Here is a 17,853-nt window from a genome sequence, read left to right on the forward strand (position 1 = left end):
CAAGGTTTTTCCCGCCCGGAACGGAATTCCGGCATGAGCTGGCAGGATCGCATCGCCCTGTTTTCCTATCTGGACGGGGCCGCCGTGCTCTGCCTGCTCATCTGCTGGCTCGGCATCGGCTGGCGGATCGAGAACCCGGCCAACTCGCGGATTTCCGTTAGCCTCCTGATGCAGGGGTTCCGCCGTGACTGGATGGTGCATATGCTCACCCGTCAACCCCGTCTCTTCGACGGTCAGGTGCTAAGCAGCCTGCGTCAGGGCACCACCTTCTTTGCCTCCGCCTCGATGATCGCAATCGGCGGCGGGCTTGCCCTGATCGGCAATGCCGACCAGCTCGCCGGTCTCGCCCGGGACCTGACGCTCGACAGCGCGCCGACCGTGGTCTGGGAGGTGAAAATCCTTGCGGTGCTTCTGTTTCAGGCCAATGCCTTCCTGAAATATGTCTGGGCGCACCGGCTCTTCGGCTATTGCGCCGTGTTGATGGCTGCCGTGCCTAATGACCCCGAGGACCCGATCGCGCAGCCCCGCGCCAGGCAGGCCGCGGAAATCAACATCACCGCCGCCCGCAGCTTCAACCAGGGCATGCGCTCCACCTATTTCGCCCTTGCGGCGCTGGCCTGGCTGCTGGGTCCCGTTGCGCTGATCGTCGCCGCCCTGCTCACTACCGGAATCCTCTGGCGCAGGGAGTTCGCCTCCCGCTCGCGCCGCTACCTGCTGCAGACGCCGCCCTCCTCGCAGCAATAACCCGAAGCTCCAACCCGGGAGACTGCCAATGACCTTAAAATACCTGCTGCCGGTACTCTGTCTCGCGGCAGCGCCGCTACAGGCCGAGGCACCCGTCGTCGAAAGCATCACTACGACGAAACAGGCATCCGGCTGGCAGATATCGGTGACCCTCTCGCATGCCGACACGGGATGGGAACATTTTGCCGATGGCTGGCGCGTTCTGGACGCAAAGGGGACCGAACTGGCTCGCCGTGATCTCCTTCATCCGCATGTGAATGAACAGCCGTTCACCCGCAGCCTGTCCGGCGTCAAAATACCCGAGGGGCTAGATACGATCCATATCCAGTCCAGATGCCTCGTCGAGGGCTGGTCCGAAACAGTAGTGGCTTACAGGCTTCCATGACCCTTTCTTTGGGTCATAAAATATCCCGGGGTTTGGGGCAGCGCCCCAATCCGGCGCTGGCGCCTTTCAATCCCGGTGATAAGGACTTCCCGCGAGGATCGTCGCCGCGCGGTAGAGCTGCTCGCTCAGCATGACCCGCGCCAGCATATGTGGCCAGACCATTGCACCCAGCGAGAGCAGCATATCCGACTCACCTCGCAGAGCCGGATCGATTCCGTCTGCGCCCCCGATGACCAGCGCAAGGTCAGAACGGCCATTATCACGCCACCCGGCAAGCCGTTCGGAGAAGGACGGAGAGGACAGCGCCTTGCCGCGCTCGTCCATGCAGCACAGGACCGCGCCCTTGGGAATTGCCCGCCGCAGTAACTCGGCCTCGGCTGCCATGCCGCCGCCCTTGCGGTCTTCAACCTCGACCACCTGCGCCGGGCCAAGCCCAAGCGCACGCCCGGTCCGGTCGAACCGGGTGAGGTAATCGTCAATCAGTGTTTTCTCGGGCCCGGACCGTAACCGACCGACCGCGCAGATATGCACGCGCATATTCGTTCCGTTCCTGCCGCGCCCGGTGGGCGATCAGTTGGCGGCGCCGCTCGGCATCCACATCTTCTCGAGCTGATAGAACTCTCGGACTTCGGGGCGGAAGATATGAACGATCACGTCGCCTGTATCGATCAGCACCCAGTCTCCCGTGTCCTTGCCCTCGATCCGGGCAAGTCGTCCGAAGTCGTGCTTGAGACGGTCGATGAGCTTTTCCGCCATCGCCGAAACCTGCCGGGTCGACCGGCCGCTGGCAATGACCATGTAATCGCCCATGGCTGTCTTGCCGCGCAGATCGATCTGCACAACATCCTCGGCCTTGTCGTCTTCGAGCGAAGTCAGGATACGCGCCAGCAGCTCTTCGCTGTCCGGCTGGGGTTGGGCCATCATCATACTGGCCCGGTCATCAGCGGAAGTTTCCGCTTCTGCAAAGGTTGTCAGGACGTCGTCCTCCGTTTTGCGCGCCGACGGCCCCCGGCGCATGGGGTAGCCCCAATTTAACAGCGCCTTAATGACTTTTCAATGAAAGCGGCGCATTCGGCGGCTGATGGCCGAAATCGCGCCCGCTTGCAATGGCTCAGCTGCCTCTCCCAGGATCGTCGGATTCCTTAATGACATGCGTGCGCGCGTTCATTTCCACCGTGGATCCGTCGAGCAGGCGGACCTCGCGCTGCGGGAAGGGGAAGGAAATATCGTTCTCCTTGAAGGCATCCCACAGGGCCAGCAGAACCTGGCCCTTGATGTTGGTCAGCCCGCCGGCAGGGTCTGTGATCCAGAAGCGCAGGATATAATCCACGCTGCTGTCGCCGAACCCGACCATATGACAGACGGGCCGGTTGGGATGCGTCAGCACCCGCTCGACGCTTTCGCTGGCCTCGACGGCCACCTTGCGCACCTTGTGCGGATCATCCCCGTAAGACACGCCAAAGAAGATATCGAGCCGGACGAACTTGTTGGTATGGGACCAGTTGACCACCTGGCTGGTGATCAGGTCCTCGTTCGGGATCAGGTATTCCTTGCCATCCCGGGTGACGACAGAAACATATCGCGCGCCCAGACTGTCGATCCAGCCAAAGGTCTCGCCGAGCGAGATCACGTCGCCGGGCTTGATGGATTTGTCGAGTAGGATGATCAGGCCGGAGATCAGGTTGGACACCACCTTTTGCAGGCCGAACCCGATCCCGACGCCAATCGCGCCGGACACGACGGCAAGGCCGGTCAGATCGAAGCCCAGCGAGCGGATGGCGACGATAAAGACGATCCCGTAGGCGAGCAATTGCACTGCCTTGGTGCCGAGAACCCGCATCGACGGCGACATGTCCTCGTTCCGGGACAGCGCTATTCCCGCTTTTTGTGTCGCAAGCCGGGCCAGCGTCAGCATTAGCGTGATGATCACCAAGGCCTTGATCACGGTCAGCATGGAAAGCCGGACGTTGCCTAGGCTGAAGGCGAGTTCGTCCAGGAGCGCTTCTGTCTCGTCGATGAGACCTAGCGCGAGCAGCGTACCGTATATCCAAAGGAACCACGCAACCAGCCGTCGCAGGGTCGGGTTTCGGATCAGCCGCGTTGTAAAGCCTATGACGACCCAGACCGTGACCAGCGTGGCCACGACGCCGATCAGGTAGCTGCGCGACGGCCATGTCAGCTGCTGCATCAACCCGTAAACCGCCGAGGCCAGTACCGCATAGCAGATAAGGCCAAGGTTCTTGCGAACATGCACAAGCTGACGCAGCTGCCATTTTTCCCAGCCAGACCGCTTGCGCGACCAGTTGTCGAGCGGCCCTTCCAGCAGTTTCCGCAGGGCGTAGGCCACGAAGATCAGGCCCAGAACGATCAGAATCTGGTTCTGCCGCCAGCCGGGTTCTATGACCATCTGAAGATAGCGCAGCGCATCTGCCCAGATCGATTGACCCGTTTCCGCCAGCGTGTTCAGCGTTTCAAATTCTTCCATGACACCTCTTCTGCAAGCAGGATGCACGAATTTTCGGGCGTGTCACAGACGATGTAGAACAAATCATGCCCGGGGCGTCCCAAGCAGCACTTCGAATTTACCGGTTATGTCGCGAGACGTTGGCGCCAAGTCCCTAACGCGGACGATGATTCGGACGGTTTATCATTGATATGAAAGACGGATTCCTTTCGCGAGGGGTGAAAATCCAAGGATGATTGTTTCGATCTGCAACCCCGAATTGAAAAGGGACAAAATTGTGGCAAATTTGGGGTTTATGTTTGAATCCGGTAGGTTGAGCCGATAGCCGTGTAGAGCCAATTCAAGCTCAATAGGGGTAAATATGAACTTCAAGACAATTCTGGGCGCCATCGCATTGATCGGCGGGATTGCAACTCAATCGAGTGCCTCCATCGTTAGTGTGTCCAAAGAGAACTACGGCGCGACGGATGCCAACATCAAATTTACGAGCGCCTCCACAGCGACCTTTTCCTGGGATAGCACGCCGGTAAACCTGAGCGTGGATTTCAAAAGCGACACCGCTTTTTCGCTTTCCCTGCTGGATTACACAGGCTTGGCGCGCAATGACGATGTCACCGGTATTACGCTTGACCTGATTGATGGAATGGGCGGCGCCGCGCTTCAGCGTTTCTCGTTGGACACCGACTTTTGCTTTACTGCCGTCGCCGAGATCGCAGGCAAATGCAACCTGATCGCCCAAACCGGCGCGTCGGGTGGGAATGCGACCAACGCATCCAAGCCGGGTGATGTGCTGTTCGCCAATTTGGCTGCCGGTACTTACCGCCTGGGCCTGAAGGACAGCGCGACGCCGGTTTCGGCCGAAGTAAGCTTTGGCTATTCGGAAGTTGCCCCCGTGCCGCTGCCGGCGGGCGGTCTTCTGCTTCTGTCGGGCCTTGGTGTCATGGCGCTGCGTCGTCGTCGCGGCTGATACTGTCCAACTCGGATCGACTTTGATGAGGGCGCCTGATCGGGTGCCCTTTTTCGTGAGGCATCGCTGGTATGCTGCCTCTTGCGGGACTCGGGGCTAAGTAGTATCTGCCCAGAATGACACGCGTATTCGACATGGATGACCGCGCCCGCCTGCCGTGGCGCTTTTTCGGGGCAACCCGCACCATTCTCGCGCGCCTATAACACCATTCTCGCGCGCCTATAAGCCATCCGCGCCCGAACTCCATTCGCTGACAGCTACTTAATACGGGAGAGGACCGATGTCCCCCAAGACACTCTACGACAAGATCTGGGATGCTCACCTGGCCGATGAGGCCGACGACGGCACCTGCCTGCTCTATATCGACCGTCACCTCGTTCACGAGGTTACCAGCCCGCAAGCTTTCGAAGGGCTGCGGATGACGGGCCGCAAAGTGCGTGCGCCGGAAAAAACCATTGCCGTGCCGGACCACAACGTGCCGACCACGCTGGACCGCGCCAATGCCGCGACCATGACCGAGGACAGCCGTATTCAGGTCGAGGCGCTCGACACCAACGCCAAGGAATTCGGTCTGAACTACTACCCGGTGTCGGATGTCCGTCAGGGCATCGTTCACATCGTCGGTCCCGAACAGGGCTGGACACTGCCGGGCATGACCGTCGTCTGTGGTGACAGCCATACAGCGACACACGGTGCCTTCGGGGCGCTTGCGCACGGGATCGGCACCTCCGAGGTCGAGCATGTTTTGGCCACACAGACGCTAATCCAGAAGAAATCCAAGAACATGAAGGTCGAAATCACCGGCAAGCTGCGCCCGGGAGTGACCGCCAAGGACATCACGCTGTCGGTGATCGGCGCGACCGGTACTGCCGGCGGCACCGGCTATGTCATCGAATATTGCGGCGAAGCGATCCGCGAGCTTTCGATGGAAGGCCGCATGACCGTCTGCAACATGGCGATCGAAGGCGGTGCCCGCGCCGGTCTGATCGCGCCGGACGAAAAAACCTTTGAATATTGCAAGGGCCGTCCCCACGCGCCGAAGGGTGCCCAGTGGGAGGCCGCGCTGGACTGGTGGAAAACGCTTTATTCCGATGACGACGCGCATTGGGACAAGGTCATCACACTCAAGGCCGAGGATATCGCGCCGGTCGTAACATGGGGCACGTCGCCCGAGGATGTGCTGCCGATCACCGCCAATGTGCCGGACCCTTCGGATTTCAAAGGCGGCAAGGTCGGCGCGGTAGAGCGTTCGCTCGACTACATGGGTCTCAAGCCGGGCATGCCGCTTTCGGACGTCGAGATCGATACGGTCTTTATCGGTTCGTGCACCAATGGCCGGATCGAAGACCTTCGCGCCGCTGCTGCGATCCTGAAGGGCAAGAAGATCAAGGACGGACTTCGCGCGATGATCGTGCCGGGTTCCGGTCTTGTCCGGGCGCAGGCCGAAGAAGAAGGGCTTGCGGACATCTTCAAGGATGCCGGTTTCGAATGGCGCATGGCCGGTTGTTCCATGTGCCTTGCGATGAACCCCGACCAGCTGAGCCCCGGCGAACGCTGTGCGGCAACCTCGAACCGCAACTTCGAGGGGCGTCAGGGCTACAAGGGCCGGACGCACCTGATGTCGCCCGCAATGGCGGCTGCGGCGGCGATCACGGGAAAGCTGACAGACGTGCGGGAGATGATGTAGGCTTCGAAAGAATCGTTTAGATTGAGGGGGAAGCCTGATGAAGACGTGGACCAAATGGTTGATCGTAGGGATCTTGTCGATTGTTTTCGGCCTTTTTGTTCTGGCCAATCCGGTCGCGGCATCGCTCGCTGTCACAACCCTCGCGGGTATCCTCTTTGCCGTAACGGGCGTATTTCAGGTTATCGCCGGGTTCAGTGAACCCGGCGGTTTCGGCAAGTTCGCGGGGATCGCGCTGGGCGTTCTTCTCGTGCTTCTAGGGCTGTCGCTGCTGTTCAATCCGTTCGAGGGCGTTATCTCTCTGACCCTGATGGTATTGATCCTCTTTGCCGCAAACGGCGTGATGCGCCTGATCGCGGCCTTCCAGATGAAGCAGACGGCGTTCTTCTGGCCGATGCTCATTTCCGGCGCGCTTTCGGTGCTCTTGGCCGGTTACGTCTTTGCCAATTTCGCCGAGGTTGCGCCAAGCCTGCTTGGTATTCTGCTCGGGATCGAACTGTTGTTTAACGGCGCGGGTCTGATCGTTCTTGCCTTTTTCCTCAAGACGGTCCGGAACAAGATCACCAAGTGACAACACGGCTGGCCTGGCCTTTCCGCCGGGCCATCTTTCGTGTCCGTCGTGCAAGTGAAGCCCGGCAAATTTTGTTGTCTGATTCTGCCTTGTACTGAGGGACGAGTGGCACCGAAGCTCGCTGGATTCCCGTCGTGCGTTTAGCCGTGATGCCCAAAACGTAAGCGGTTTTGGCCTGAAGCAGCTCATGTTATCGTGCACATTTACAGCCCCTCGGCACAGAAATGGCGATTTCCACCCTTCGTTAACCTTTTCCTTGATTTCGAAACACTGGGAGGGAATGATATTCATATTTTAAAATTTAGAGGTCTATTATGTTTAAAAACCTTATTCTGGCTTCGGCCGTGGCATTGGCAACGACAGCAGCGGTAGACGCCGCACCGGTTGACGTCGATATCGTATTCGTCATCGACCAGTCCGGATCGATGAGCAACGAATTCTCAACTCTGGGTGCTAATATTTCGACGTTCGTCAGTGGTCTGGCTGGCGATGCGAATGTGTCTTCCGTTCAGGCAGGGCTCGTGACCTATGAACAGGCGCGTCTTGGACCAACGGGCAACTGCGGCGCAGGCAATTCTTGCCTGAACGTCAGTCAGGCGCTGACCTCGAACGTTGCGACCCTTGGCAATGCACTGGCAGCCGAGGCTTCGCAAACGTTCGGTGGTACTGAAGATGCGCTTTCCGCCGTCGATTCGGTCCTGCCGGGTGGTTCGCTGTTCACGTCCGTCGGTTGGCGCAGCAACACGGTGAAATCGATTGTCCTTATCACCGATGAGGACGCAGATGATGAAAATTCCTATACCAACAGCTTTGGTACCGGTTATGCGGCACTTGGGCAAAAACTGGATAGCGTGAACTATCTCAACAACATCATCACCATTACCAACCTGTTTTCTGAGTTCGAACCTGCGTCGCGTCCGAATGACTCGCTGAATCAAGCCCTGTTCGATCTGAACAGCTTCACCGGCGCCGGTGCTGACCCTGCGGCCTTCCTTGCGCAGTTCGCGGCTGCCAAGCTTCAGGAGATCACAACCGGCGGTGTCCCAACCGGTGGTTCGACCAACGTGGTCCCGCTGCCTGCTTCGGGTTGGCTGGTCATGGCGGGTCTTGGCGCCCTGTTTGCAGCGCGTCGCCGCAAAACAGCTTCCTGACCGAGCCTGCTTACTGAAAACCAAGGCGGTCCCAACAGGGGCCGCCTTTTTCTATGCAGCCAGAGCGCCCGCCATAGATTGCAACCGCCATGAAAATAGGGCATCACGCCCTTGTATTTATGGCCGCGCCGCAAGGCGTTGCCAAGGTCGCCCCCAGGGCTCTTGCCGTTCAAGGAAACCGACGATGGATAAATTCGAAAAACTCACGGGAATTGCTGCGCCCATGCCGATGGTCAACATCGACACGGACATGATCATTCCGAAACAGTTCCTCAAGACGATCAAGCGTTCCGGGCTGGGTGTGAACCTGTTCGACGAAATGCGCTATGACCGTGAGGGCAACGAGGTTGAAGATTTCGTCTTGAACAAGCCCGCCTATCGCGAGGCAGAGATCCTTGTCGCTGGTGACAACTTTGGCTGCGGCTCTTCCCGCGAGCACGCACCTTGGGCGATCAAGGATTTTGGCATTCGCTGCGTCATCGCGCCAAGCTTTGCCGACATCTTTTACAACAACTGCTTCAAGAACGGGATTCTGCCCATCGCGCTGCCACAAGAGCAGGTCGACGTTTTGATGAAGGACGCGGAGAAGGGCGCGAACGCACGGATGACCGTGGATCTCGAAGCCCAGACCGTCACGACATCGGATGGCGAAAGCTTTTCCTTCGAAGTTGATTCGTTCAAAAAGCACTGTCTGATGGAAGGACTCGACGATATCGGGCTGACAATGGCTAAAGAAGCATCAATCGACGCCTTCGAGGCAAAAGCCGCCCAAGCGCGTCCCTGGGTCTGATCGCTGCCTTAAAAAATCCAGATTTTTGAAAGGGGTCGGTCATTTCCGGCCCCTTTTTCGTTGCAAGGATAGAGGGGTTTACCTCGGGGAAGTGTGGCCAACTATAAGTTTAGCAAATGAATTATTTTCAGCCCATGAGTGCATTATTGTTTGTGTTGACGTGACAATTAAGCCATATATGGATTTGTATTTAAGGGACGTTTAACTGACTTTAACCGCCTATTCGTAACGAGGAAGCCACGGTTCGGCCGCGTAATTTTAACGCCGCTAGATCTTGTGTGACGTGTCGACTGTTGCCCCGTGGGCAACAGATTTGATGCAAAGTCGCACCAGTTTCTTCATGATTTTGCCGCAAATCTTCGCTCTCGTGATTGCACGGCTTGAGCGGCATGGCGAATTGCGGCACGAATATGGCAAAAATGGGGCGCGCCACTCGGATCGGGTGGACTCAAGTTGGGCAATCGGCGGCAATCCACCGAACCTGTCCAAGTTGAAAGGATCGGACAGTGATTGCACGCATAGCGGGCGCAGTAACACGCGGGACATTGGTGGCTTTGGTCGTGGCGATGCCATCGCTGCTGCTGGCGGGCTACATGTCGGATACCAGCGAGATGGTCGTGTTGATCGCAATCCTCGCAGGCGTGCTTACCTTCGCAGAATACAACACAGATTTTCCAAGCTTCATCGAATTTCGCGACGCGCCGCCGGTAAACCGGATCAGGTTCATAGCACTGTTCGTGATGTTTTCCTCGCTCTCGCTGGCCGCCAAACACCAGTTTGAACCGACAGCGATCACCGGACTGGTACACCATATCGGCGGACTCATAGGGCGCTTTGCCGATTTCCCGTTCTCGCCTGTGCGCCTTGTACTGTTGCTGTTGCCCGAGGGAACAGCTGAGCAGACCATCAATTCGGTCCGTATTGCTGCCGGTGTTACCTATACAACCGCGGTTGTCTCCGTCCTTATCTTCCTGTTCAGCGTGCGGGTGCTAGGATGGCCGATCAGCAGTGGTGCCTTTAACGTTTGGGTCAACTTGCCGCTTTTCGACCCGACCACCGGCGGCGATGTCGTGCATCGCCTGCAGCGAGATGGGCGTATCAACATCATTGTGGGCTTTCTCTTGCCCTTCATCTTTCCCGCTCTCATCAAGATTGCGTCCGAAATCGTCGATCCGATTTCGCTCGACAGCCCGTTGACGGTGATCTGGTGTCTGAGCGCATGGGCGTTTCTGCCCGCCAGCATGGTCATGCGTGGCATTGCGATTTCGCGGATATCGGACCTGATCCGGGAAAAGCGCCGCCGCGTCTATGCCAGCGCCGAGTCCATGCAGGCCGCGTGATGCTGCGGTCGTTATTGACCGCAATTCTCATATTCTGTGCGACACAACTGGTAGCGGACACGATCCGCGTCGCCAGTTTCAATACCGAGCTTGAACGCAGAGGCCCCGGTTTGCTGCTGCGCGATATTGCGTCTGGCAAGGACCAGCAGGTCGCCGCCGTAGTCAAGGTCATCGCGCTTGGTGATGCCGATATCATTGCCCTGCAAAGTATCGACTGGGACCTTGAAGGCGCGACGCTGCGGGCATTGATGGCCGAGCTGGAAAAGGCTGGCGCGCCTTATCCCTACTTCTATGCGGCGCAGCCGAATTCGGGCCGGGCGAGCGGGTATGATCTGGACGGCAACGGCAGGCTCGGAGAGCCGGAGGATTCATGGGGGTTTGGCGCATTTACCGGGCAGTCTGGGATTGCGGTATTGTCTCGATTTCCCATCCACATCGAAGAGGTCAGAGATTTCTCTGGGTCGCTCTGGCGCGATCTGCCCGACGCCCTTCTGCCGGTGAATGAAGATGGCACCCTCTTCCCCTCTGAGCAGGTGTATCTCGAACAGCCGCTGTCGAGCACTGCCCATTGGGCGGTTCCCATCGAACTGCCCAATAGCGAAACGCTTACGCTTCTCACGTTCAAGGCAACCCCGCCGGTGTTCGACGGGCCGGAAGACCGCAATGGGCGTCGCAACCACGACGAGATCGTCTTTTGGCAGGCCTATCTCGACGGCGACTTTGGCCCGGTGCCAGACTCCCGCTTTGTCATAGCCGGGGACAGCAATCTTGATCCCCATGACAGCGAGGGGCGGCGCGAGGCGATGCGGGCGCTTCTTTCGGATGCACGGATCGTTGATCCGGCGCCGACAAGCAATGGCGGTGCGGCGGCTGGGGGGCAGGGACACACTGGGCCCGATGCGCTGGACACTGTGGACTGGGACGGTCCGGGACGTTTGCGGGTGGATTATGTCCTGCCTTCGCGCGATTGGACGGTGATGGACGCCGGGGTGCTCTGGCCCGGAAAGGACGCGCCAGAGCATGATGCAGTGATCTCAGCCAGCCGCCATCGCCTTGTCTGGGTCGATCTGACCCTCGACTGAATGCGGCGGAATCGCCGATGCCAGCGCGATTTCAACCGGGGTATCCCTGAAACCGGGCAGGATTTCGTGCAAACGTTCGCCTGTCAGCCAGTGCGGCGTCGACCAGAGATAGCGCATTTCCAGCAGCTTTGCCCCGAGGGGCCAGAAGGGGCGCGCCAGATGCAGCGGCAAATATGAGAAACGCCGCATTTTCAACGATCTGCACGTCACACGCTCAAGCGCTTGGCGCATCTCATGGCCGGTCAGCGTGTAACCCGGGAAATGAACATTGGCAAAGGTTGGCAGATGGTCGCCCTGTTCCGAAAGGCCGACAGCCACACGGGCCAAGTCTGGCAGATGGGCCCATGCATGCGGGATGTCGGGGTTGCCAGGGTAGGTGAAAATGCCCTTGTCCAGTTTCTTGATCAGCGCCAGATCGAACCAGTTGCCGGATGGCTGCGTGTCGATGAAATCGCCCGCTCTTAGGATGATCGTGCGCACACCGCTGTCCCTATAGGCGCGTTCCATGTCGATCCGGATACGGCCCAGCGGATTTCTGGCCATCTGTCTGGACTCCTCACCCCAAGGGGGCGGGGCATCTGCGCCAAAGTTATAGACGTTTCCCGGGATCAACACGGTTGCACCGGTCTTGCGGGCGACATCTATTACCTGCCGCGTCAGACGCGGCACATCTTTCGACCAGTCGGGGTAGAGCGGGTTCCAAGCGTTCACGATCAACTGCGTGCCCCAGGCCGCCTGTGTAAGATCCTGCGATTTCCGGTCGAACCGGCGGACGCTCCAGCCCGCTTTTTCGAAAGCATCGGCGCTATTATGGCCAAAACGGCCGCTGGCACCGAGTATGAGAACCGTCTTTTTCATCCTAATCTCCTGCGTTTTGATCTGTTGCAGGCATTATATGGGATGCCATAAATTTATGGATATTGCCGGCATTCGTACATTATGTATTCATGAATGAATGGATGCGCATAGCAAAACTCCGGACTGGTCCTTGATTCAGGCGTTTCTGGCGGTGGCGGATTCCGGATCGCTGTCTGCCGCCGCGCGCGAATTGGGGCGGAGCCAGCCGACCCTTGGCCGCCAGATACAGCTATTGGAGGAAGACCTCGGCACCCGGCTTTTCGACAGGCATGCGCGGGGACTTCGGCTATCGGATGCGGGGGCCGAACTCATGCCGATGGCGCGGCAGATGCGTGACGCGATGAATGCGCTGACCCTGAGCGCCGCCGGTCATGCTGAACGGCTGGAGGGTACGGTTCGCATCACCGCAAGCGTTTATGCTTCGCATTTCGTCCTGCCCTCGATCATCGCGGATCTGCGAAGGCGCGAGCCGAGCGTCGATATCGTTCTGATACCTTCGGACCGGGCCGAGAACCTGCTGTTCCGCGAGGCCGATATTGCCGTGCGTATGTACCGACCGACCCAGCTCGATATTATTACGCGCCATGTTGCTGATCTTGAGTTGGGTGCCTTTGCCGCCAAGGATTATATCGCCCGGCACGGGCGTCCCGAAAAGGCTTCGGATCTCTTTGATTTCGACGTTATCGGTTATGAATCGACGGACCTGATCCTGCGGACGATGCGCGACATGGGCTATGCGGTGACGCGGGAAAGCTTTGCCGTGCGGTGCGACGATCAGGCCGCCTGCTGGCAATTGATGCGCGGTGGCTGCGGGATCGGCTTTGGTCAGGCAAAGGCGGGGCGGGACGATCCCTTGCTTGAAGAGCTGCAGCTGGGCATCGAAATCCCGCCACTCGAAGTCTGGCTGGCCGCGCATGAGGCCATGCGTCAGACGCCCCGGATTCGTCGCGTTTGGGATATTCTCGCGCAGGGTCTTCAATCTGTCTCCAGCTAAGCCAGCGCCGCAAAGAATGATCCGGAACGGCGCGGGGCGCGTATTCCCTACGAACGAAAAAGCAAAGGGGGATGCCATGCCACCTGTAAGACGTTTCAATATCTCACTATTCGCGGCGGTGGCGATTGCAGCTTCTCCCGCCAATGCCGGAAACCAGTCGCGTGTCGAAAGCTATGCCTATGGCGACGGGCTGGTCGAAGTCGTTGCCGATTTTTCCGAAGACGCGATTTACTGGTGCGGCGCGGCCGAATACGCACGCAACAGCGGTGATGTACCAAGAAACAGCAATATATACGTCTGGCAGGGGCCATCGGCCAGCGCTGCGCAGCCTGGCGAAAAATCGGTAAAGTTCGGCTTTGCACCGCCCCCCTCGGGCCAAACCGACAGCCTGACGGGCGATGTGGAAACGGTCGGTAATTTCATGTCGATCAACCAGGCCCGGCAAACCTGTAACGAACGTACGGCGAGCGGCTGAATAAGGCCCCTCCGGGCCTATACGCCGTCCCGACACATTGACGCCCCCCGGACTCCGCGCTACGCCCACCGCGAAGCATTTTCAGGAGTCCGCACATGTCCAATCCTTCCCTTTTGATCCTGCCCGGCGATGGCATCGGCCCCGAGGTCATGGCCGAGGTCAGCCGCATCATCGAGTGGTTCGGCGACAAGCGCGGTCTCAAGTTCGACGTGAGCGAAGATCTTGTCGGCGGCTGTGCCTATGACAAGCACGGCACGCCGCTGCATGACGACACGATGGCCAAGGCGCAGGAAGTCGATGCCGTGCTGCTTGGGGCGGTAGGTGGCCCGAAATACGACAACCTCGATTTCAGCGTCAAACCCGAGCGTGGCCTGCTGCGCCTGCGCAAGGAAATGGACCTGTTTTCCAACCTGCGCCCGGCCCAGTGTTTCGACGCGCTGGCGGATTTTTCGTCTCTGAAGAAAGACGTTGTTGCAGGGCTCGACATCATGATCGTGCGCGAGCTGACCAGCGGTGTCTACTTCGGCGAGCCGCGCGGCATTTTTAAGGAAGGTAACGAACGGGTCGGCATCAACACCCAGCGTTACACGGAAAGCGAAATCGCCCGCGTCGCACGTTCGGCGTTTGAATTGGCCCGCAAGCGCGGCAACAAGGTCTGCTCGATGGAGAAGGCCAACGTGATGGAATCCGGTATCCTGTGGCGCGACGTGGTGAACGAAGTGCATCAGGCCGAATACAGCGACGTAGAACTGTCGCACATGTACGCCGATGCCGGTGCCATGCAGCTGACCCGCTGGCCCAAGCAGTTCGACGTGATCGTTACCGACAACCTGTTCGGCGACCTGCTGTCCGACCTCGCCGCCATGCTGACCGGTTCGCTTGGCATGCTGCCCTCGGCCAGCCTTGGCGCGCCGATGGAAAACGGCCGGCCCAGGGCGCTTTACGAACCGGTCCACGGCTCGGCACCCGATATCGCCGGTCAGGGCAAGGCCAATCCGATTGCCTGCATCCTCTCCTTTGCGATGGCCCTGCGCTATTCCTTCGACAAGGGTGACGAAGCCACACGTCTCGAGAAAGCCGTCGAACAGGTTCTGGCCGATGGCAAGCGGACTGCCGATCTTTTGGGCGAAGAAGGCGTAACCCCCGTTAGCACAAGCGAAATGGGCGACGCGATCCTTGCCGCTTTGGACGCCACGCTCTGATCAAATCGGGCCGGGCAGCAGCTAAATGCCCGGTCCAACTTGATTTTCGGTCGCGATTGCCTGAGATTCCTGCATCAGGGGAGGAATAACAGGACTACAGGAGTGAGCTTTGACCTCCCAGACACGCGGCATTCTGCTCGCGTTGATGGCATTCGCTGTTTACGCGTTTCACGATACGATCATTAAATTTCTTGGCGGCGGCTATTCACCTTTTCAGGTGGTGTTCTTCACCATGCTCTATTCCTTTCCGCTGGGTACGGTGATGATGATGAGCGACCGCACGCCCGGTACGCTCAGACCCGTACACCCGTGGTGGACGAACATTCGGGCCATCTCGATGGTGATCGCTTCGGGCGCCTGCTTTTACGCTTTTTCTGTGCTGCCATTGGCGGACACCTACGCGATTCTCTTCGCGACACCGATCCTGATCACCCTGCTGGCTATCCCAATCCTTGGAGAGCAGGTACGCCTGCGTCGGGGGCTGGCCATCTTCGTCGGTCTGGTCGGCGTCGTGATCGTGCTCCAGCCGGGACAGTCCCCGCTCACGCTCGGCCATGGTGCGGCGCTGTTGGCTTCGGTCTGTGCAGCGTTGGTGGCGACCATCGTGCGCAAGATTGGCCGTGAGGAACGCAGCGTCGTCATGCTGATCTACCCCTGGATTGCGACCCTTGTCGTGATGGGGGCGGCCATGCCTTTTGTCTATAACCCGATGGAGGGTATCGACATGGGGATGAACGCAGGTATCGCCGTTCTGGCCTTTATCGCGCTGCTTCTGATCATCGAGGCCTACAAGCGTGCCGAGGCGGCCCTCATCGCGCCGATGCAATATTCCCAGATGCTCTGGGCGATCTTCTACGGCTGGCTGTTTTTCGACGAATGGCCGGGGCAGACGACATTCATTGGCGTGGCGCTGATCATCGCCTCGGGCCTCTATATCGTCTTCCGCGAAGCCAGCAGCGATGCCTCTGAAAACACGCCTGTCCTGCGGTCGAGATCGCGCCCGGGTGTCTCGGGCTCACCGGGGGTCGGTACCGCATTGCGTTCGCTCAGATTGATACGCTGAATCTGCAGACCCCTATTGCCAAAGCGCGCGGATCGCTGTAACCCGCGCGCTACGGTCGGAGTGTAGCTCAGCCTGGTAGAGCACTGTCTTCGGGAGGCAGGGGCCGGAGGTTCGAATCCTCTCACTCCGACCAGAACCTCAATGTCGATAGTCAGGGCATTTGCCCTTTCGCGTCACGAAATGTCCTTTGGGTGCCGCTGCGCCTTGGCTCGGTTTGCCCGCCGCTAGAGGGTAAACACCTTATCCGCACCCGCCGCGCGGGTGCGCCGCTTCATGAAAACAAGGTGTGGCTAGAATTAACGTTTCTGATGCGAGACCTTCTGCCGGATGCGATGAATCCACTCATCCGCTAAGGAGTAGCTGGTGCAGTGATGTTGCTTACTCGGGCCGAGTGACCCAAAGGAAGTAAAAGAACAAACCGCGAAAAAATCTCGATGTCGTCTTGTAAAAATTCCGTGAGTACCCATCTGAAGTGGGCCCCGGGACATTGGGCCCGGATGACCAGTGTTAAGGACCGCAAGCGCTATCTGCGCCAGCGGGTTCCGGGTCGGCTTGATCTCGGTCATGTCGCATCCTTCCAAGCACATCGTGGTTATACTATACCACGCAAGGTTATCTCGAACCGGAGGGTGCAATTGCGCATCTGTTGATGGGAGCAAGGTTAAATAGCCCGGGCATTTGACGAACGGAGTCGCTATGCCCGGGTTTTACCTGCCTACCGAGAACGAATTCGATCCATCGACAGATGATTTTGTGTTGCCCGGCTTTTCGAAGGAGCGGCGCTATAAGCATTTCGACCTGCCATTGCCCGAAAGCGAGCGGGAGTTGGCGATTGATTTCACGCAAGAGATCGAGCCGCACCGTTTCTTGCCGATGCTCGGGTTCACGGACCTCGCTCGTCGATACATCCGTCAGAGAGGGGCCGATGGAAAATGGCTTCGGGATGCAGACGGGAATTTCATTCGAAAAGTGAAGGAGAAGCCTCGTCCGATCCGGTTCGCCGGGCACGCTGACGCTGCCTATCTGCAAGCCTATGCGGAACATCTAAACCCGCTTTATTAAAGAGCCCTGGTAGAAGACGGGACCGCTGGCGCTGTTCTGGCATATCGGAAGGGAGGCGGCACAAACATCCACCATGCCAAGTCGTTGTTTGACGAGATTGTGTGCCGCCAGGATTGTACCGTCGTCGCAATGGACATTTCAGGCTTCTTTGATTGCCTGGACCACACGCTGCTGCGAGATGAAGTCGCGGGTTTGATGGGCGAAACACGACTAAACGGCCACCACGGCACAGTGTGGAAAAATGTGACCCGCTATTCGTGGGTTGAGTCCGAGGATTTAGACACCGTACTCGGAAAGAAGCGAAACGGCCACAGTCGGGTCTGTTCTCCAGCCGATTTTGTCCAGCACGTAAGGGGGCGCAAAGGCGGGCTAGTTCGGAAGCATGACCAGACGTTCGGCATCCCGCAAGGGACGCCAATTTCTGGTCTATACGCCAACATCTACCTGCGAACATTTGACCGAGAAATGTTGGCATGGGTTGGGCGCTACGGCGGGTCTTATCGGCGTTATTCGGACGATATTGCCGTCGTTCTTCCCCTGGGCAGCAAAGTTGATCACGTTGTATCAATTGTAGAGAAGATGTTGGCGGATTTTGGACTCGCTATGTCGGTCGACAAAACTGACCACGCCCACTTCCAAGTTGGTCGCCTCATTTCCGCGAAGGCGATCCAATATCTTGGGTTCACGTTTGATGGCAGTAAAGTGCTGATTCGACCATCATCCCTCGATGCGTACCGTCATAAAATGCGGCGCGGCGTCCACGCAAAACTCGTCGCGGCAAAAGGCAAAGAAATTCCGTCGTTCCAAGTGTTCAAGCGTGAGGTGCTCAGCCGCTATACCCACCTGGGAAAGCGCCGCAATTTTTTGAAGTATGCCTACAAGGCGGCTGACGTGATGGGCAGCCCGGAAATCAGGCAACAGGTGAAGCCGCATATGACTTGGTTCAATCGGGCTTGGGAAAAAGAGGTCGCCAAGGTCTACGGTGGTCTTGTCGTCGGGTCGTGAGGCTGCATTGTTCGCC

Annotated in this window: 19 protein-coding genes and 1 tRNA gene; 16 read left to right on the top strand and 4 right to left on the bottom strand. The window is 58.5% G+C overall.

Features of this window, described 5'->3' with window-relative positions; translation table 11 throughout:
• Nucleotides 1-33 precede the first annotated feature (33 nt).
• Together ACU0FH_RS10220 and ACU0FH_RS10225 are read left to right on the top strand one after the other, a co-directional pair.
• Nucleotides 34-744 (top strand): DUF599 domain-containing protein, encoded by a 711-nt coding sequence (locus ACU0FH_RS10220; protein ID WP_446194505.1) that lies wholly within the window; start codon nucleotides 34-36, stop codon nucleotides 742-744.
• A 28-nt stretch (nucleotides 745-772) separates the two neighbouring features.
• Nucleotides 773-1,129 (top strand): hypothetical protein, encoded by a 357-nt coding sequence (locus ACU0FH_RS10225; protein ID WP_446194506.1) that lies wholly within the window; start codon nucleotides 773-775, stop codon nucleotides 1,127-1,129.
• Between the two features lie 66 nt (nucleotides 1,130-1,195).
• Here ACU0FH_RS10225 and rlmH read toward each other — a convergent pair whose 3' ends face one another.
• The 3 genes from rlmH to ACU0FH_RS10240 all read right to left on the bottom strand — a co-directional run bounded on the left by rlmH (nucleotide 1,196) and on the right by ACU0FH_RS10240 (nucleotide 3,614).
• The gene (gene rlmH, locus ACU0FH_RS10230; RefSeq protein WP_446194507.1) at nucleotides 1,196-1,666 is read right to left on the bottom strand and encodes a 23S rRNA (pseudouridine(1915)-N(3))-methyltransferase RlmH; all 471 of its coding nucleotides are present in this window, start codon (nucleotides 1,664-1,666) and stop codon (nucleotides 1,196-1,198) included.
• Between the two features lie 33 nt (nucleotides 1,667-1,699).
• Complete coding sequence (gene rsfS, locus ACU0FH_RS10235) at nucleotides 1,700-2,053, bottom strand: ribosome silencing factor (RefSeq protein ID WP_088631949.1); 354 nt, start codon at nucleotides 2,051-2,053, stop codon at nucleotides 1,700-1,702.
• A gap of 187 nt (nucleotides 2,054-2,240) precedes the next feature.
• Entirely contained in the window at nucleotides 2,241-3,614 is a 1,374-nt protein-coding gene (locus tag ACU0FH_RS10240) for a mechanosensitive ion channel family protein (RefSeq protein WP_446194508.1), read from the bottom strand.
• Nucleotides 3,615-3,954: 340 nt separating this feature from the next.
• Here ACU0FH_RS10240 and ACU0FH_RS10245 point away from each other — a divergent pair, with 340 nt between their 5' ends.
• The 7 genes from ACU0FH_RS10245 to ACU0FH_RS10275 all read left to right on the top strand — a co-directional run bounded on the left by ACU0FH_RS10245 (nucleotide 3,955) and on the right by ACU0FH_RS10275 (nucleotide 11,178).
• Nucleotides 3,955-4,560 carry a VPLPA-CTERM sorting domain-containing protein gene (locus ACU0FH_RS10245; protein WP_446194509.1) on the top strand — a complete coding sequence of 202 codons (606 nt, stop codon included), beginning with the start codon at nucleotides 3,955-3,957 and terminating at the stop codon, nucleotides 4,558-4,560.
• A 280-nt stretch (nucleotides 4,561-4,840) separates the two neighbouring features.
• Nucleotides 4,841-6,247 carry a 3-isopropylmalate dehydratase large subunit gene (gene leuC / locus ACU0FH_RS10250; RefSeq protein WP_238371988.1) on the top strand — a complete coding sequence of 469 codons (1,407 nt, stop codon included), beginning with the start codon at nucleotides 4,841-4,843 and terminating at the stop codon, nucleotides 6,245-6,247.
• A gap of 37 nt (nucleotides 6,248-6,284) precedes the next feature.
• Complete coding sequence (locus ACU0FH_RS10255; protein WP_446194510.1) at nucleotides 6,285-6,815, top strand: HdeD family acid-resistance protein; 531 nt, start codon at nucleotides 6,285-6,287, stop codon at nucleotides 6,813-6,815.
• Nucleotides 6,816-7,129: 314 nt separating this feature from the next.
• Nucleotides 7,130-7,966, top strand: coding sequence for a VWA domain-containing protein (locus ACU0FH_RS10260; RefSeq protein ID WP_446194511.1), 837 nt, complete (start codon nucleotides 7,130-7,132; stop codon nucleotides 7,964-7,966).
• A 184-nt stretch (nucleotides 7,967-8,150) separates the two neighbouring features.
• Nucleotides 8,151-8,756, top strand: a complete 606-nt coding sequence (leuD, locus tag ACU0FH_RS10265) for a 3-isopropylmalate dehydratase small subunit (protein WP_238371985.1) — start codon at nucleotides 8,151-8,153, stop codon at nucleotides 8,754-8,756.
• 506 nt (nucleotides 8,757-9,262) lie between these two features.
• Nucleotides 9,263-10,096 carry a hypothetical protein gene (locus ACU0FH_RS10270; protein WP_446194512.1) on the top strand — a complete coding sequence of 278 codons (834 nt, stop codon included), beginning with the start codon at nucleotides 9,263-9,265 and terminating at the stop codon, nucleotides 10,094-10,096.
• The gene (locus tag ACU0FH_RS10275) at nucleotides 10,096-11,178 is read left to right on the top strand and encodes an endonuclease/exonuclease/phosphatase family protein (protein ID WP_446194513.1); all 1,083 of its coding nucleotides are present in this window, start codon (nucleotides 10,096-10,098) and stop codon (nucleotides 11,176-11,178) included. Before ACU0FH_RS10270 ends, ACU0FH_RS10275 begins: the two co-directional genes overlap by 1 nt.
• Here ACU0FH_RS10275 and ACU0FH_RS10280 read toward each other — a convergent pair.
• Entirely contained in the window at nucleotides 11,131-12,036 is a 906-nt protein-coding gene (locus ACU0FH_RS10280) for an epimerase (protein WP_446194514.1), read from the bottom strand. The genes ACU0FH_RS10275 and ACU0FH_RS10280 overlap by 48 nt on opposite strands.
• A gap of 130 nt (nucleotides 12,037-12,166) precedes the next feature.
• On the opposite strand from ACU0FH_RS10280, the gene ACU0FH_RS10285 reads away from it, so the two are divergent.
• The 7 genes from ACU0FH_RS10285 (at nucleotide 12,167) to ACU0FH_RS10315 (ending at nucleotide 17,837) form a co-directional block, all read left to right on the top strand.
• Nucleotides 12,167-13,030, top strand: a complete 864-nt coding sequence (locus tag ACU0FH_RS10285) for a LysR family transcriptional regulator (RefSeq protein WP_446194515.1) — start codon at nucleotides 12,167-12,169, stop codon at nucleotides 13,028-13,030.
• A 76-nt stretch (nucleotides 13,031-13,106) separates the two neighbouring features.
• On the top strand, nucleotides 13,107-13,505 hold the full coding sequence (locus tag ACU0FH_RS10290) for a hypothetical protein (protein WP_446194516.1): 399 nt from the start codon (nucleotides 13,107-13,109) through the stop codon (nucleotides 13,503-13,505).
• 95 nt (nucleotides 13,506-13,600) lie between these two features.
• The gene (gene leuB / locus ACU0FH_RS10295) at nucleotides 13,601-14,707 is read left to right on the top strand and encodes a 3-isopropylmalate dehydrogenase (RefSeq protein ID WP_446194517.1); all 1,107 of its coding nucleotides are present in this window, start codon (nucleotides 13,601-13,603) and stop codon (nucleotides 14,705-14,707) included.
• 109 nt (nucleotides 14,708-14,816) lie between these two features.
• Nucleotides 14,817-15,770 carry a DMT family transporter gene (locus ACU0FH_RS10300; RefSeq protein ID WP_446194518.1) on the top strand — a complete coding sequence of 318 codons (954 nt, stop codon included), beginning with the start codon at nucleotides 14,817-14,819 and terminating at the stop codon, nucleotides 15,768-15,770.
• A 56-nt stretch (nucleotides 15,771-15,826) separates the two neighbouring features.
• Nucleotides 15,827-15,903: transfer RNA gene (locus ACU0FH_RS10305), tRNA-Pro, on the top strand.
• A gap of 563 nt (nucleotides 15,904-16,466) precedes the next feature.
• A complete protein-coding gene (locus ACU0FH_RS10310) occupies nucleotides 16,467-16,832 on the top strand; it encodes a hypothetical protein (protein WP_446194519.1) in 366 nt (121 codons plus the stop codon).
• An 84-nt stretch (nucleotides 16,833-16,916) separates the two neighbouring features.
• Complete coding sequence (locus ACU0FH_RS10315) at nucleotides 16,917-17,837, top strand: reverse transcriptase domain-containing protein (protein WP_446194520.1); 921 nt, start codon at nucleotides 16,917-16,919, stop codon at nucleotides 17,835-17,837.
• Nucleotides 17,838-17,853: the final 16 nt, after the last annotated feature.

This window comes from Heliomarina sp. (assembly GCF_052826185.1).

Bases quoted from the DNA above. Each gene is read 5' to 3' on its own strand.
- rlmH (WP_446194507.1), bottom strand. From the start codon at position 1,666: ATGCGCGTGCATATCTGCGCGGTCGGTCGGTTACGGTCCGGGCCCGAG.
- leuC (WP_238371988.1), top strand. From the start codon at position 4,841: ATGTCCCCCAAGACACTCTACGACAAGATCTGGGATGCTCACCTGGCC.
- ACU0FH_RS10290 (WP_446194516.1), top strand. From the start codon at position 13,107: ATGCCACCTGTAAGACGTTTCAATATCTCACTATTCGCGGCGGTGGCG.
- ACU0FH_RS10245 (WP_446194509.1), top strand. From the start codon at position 3,955: ATGAACTTCAAGACAATTCTGGGCGCCATCGCATTGATCGGCGGGATT.
- ACU0FH_RS10240 (WP_446194508.1), bottom strand. From the start codon at position 3,614: ATGGAAGAATTTGAAACGCTGAACACGCTGGCGGAAACGGGTCAATCG.
- leuD (WP_238371985.1), top strand. From the start codon at position 8,151: ATGGATAAATTCGAAAAACTCACGGGAATTGCTGCGCCCATGCCGATG.
- ACU0FH_RS10255 (WP_446194510.1), top strand. From the start codon at position 6,285: ATGAAGACGTGGACCAAATGGTTGATCGTAGGGATCTTGTCGATTGTT.
- ACU0FH_RS10275 (WP_446194513.1), top strand. From the start codon at position 10,096: ATGCTGCGGTCGTTATTGACCGCAATTCTCATATTCTGTGCGACACAA.
- ACU0FH_RS10220 (WP_446194505.1), top strand. From the start codon at position 34: ATGAGCTGGCAGGATCGCATCGCCCTGTTTTCCTATCTGGACGGGGCC.
- ACU0FH_RS10280 (WP_446194514.1), bottom strand. From the start codon at position 12,036: ATGAAAAAGACGGTTCTCATACTCGGTGCCAGCGGCCGTTTTGGCCAT.
- leuB (WP_446194517.1), top strand. From the start codon at position 13,601: ATGTCCAATCCTTCCCTTTTGATCCTGCCCGGCGATGGCATCGGCCCC.
- ACU0FH_RS10225 (WP_446194506.1), top strand. From the start codon at position 773: ATGACCTTAAAATACCTGCTGCCGGTACTCTGTCTCGCGGCAGCGCCG.
- ACU0FH_RS10310 (WP_446194519.1), top strand. From the start codon at position 16,467: ATGCCCGGGTTTTACCTGCCTACCGAGAACGAATTCGATCCATCGACA.
- rsfS (WP_088631949.1), bottom strand. From the start codon at position 2,053: ATGATGGCCCAACCCCAGCCGGACAGCGAAGAGCTGCTGGCGCGTATC.
- ACU0FH_RS10260 (WP_446194511.1), top strand. From the start codon at position 7,130: ATGTTTAAAAACCTTATTCTGGCTTCGGCCGTGGCATTGGCAACGACA.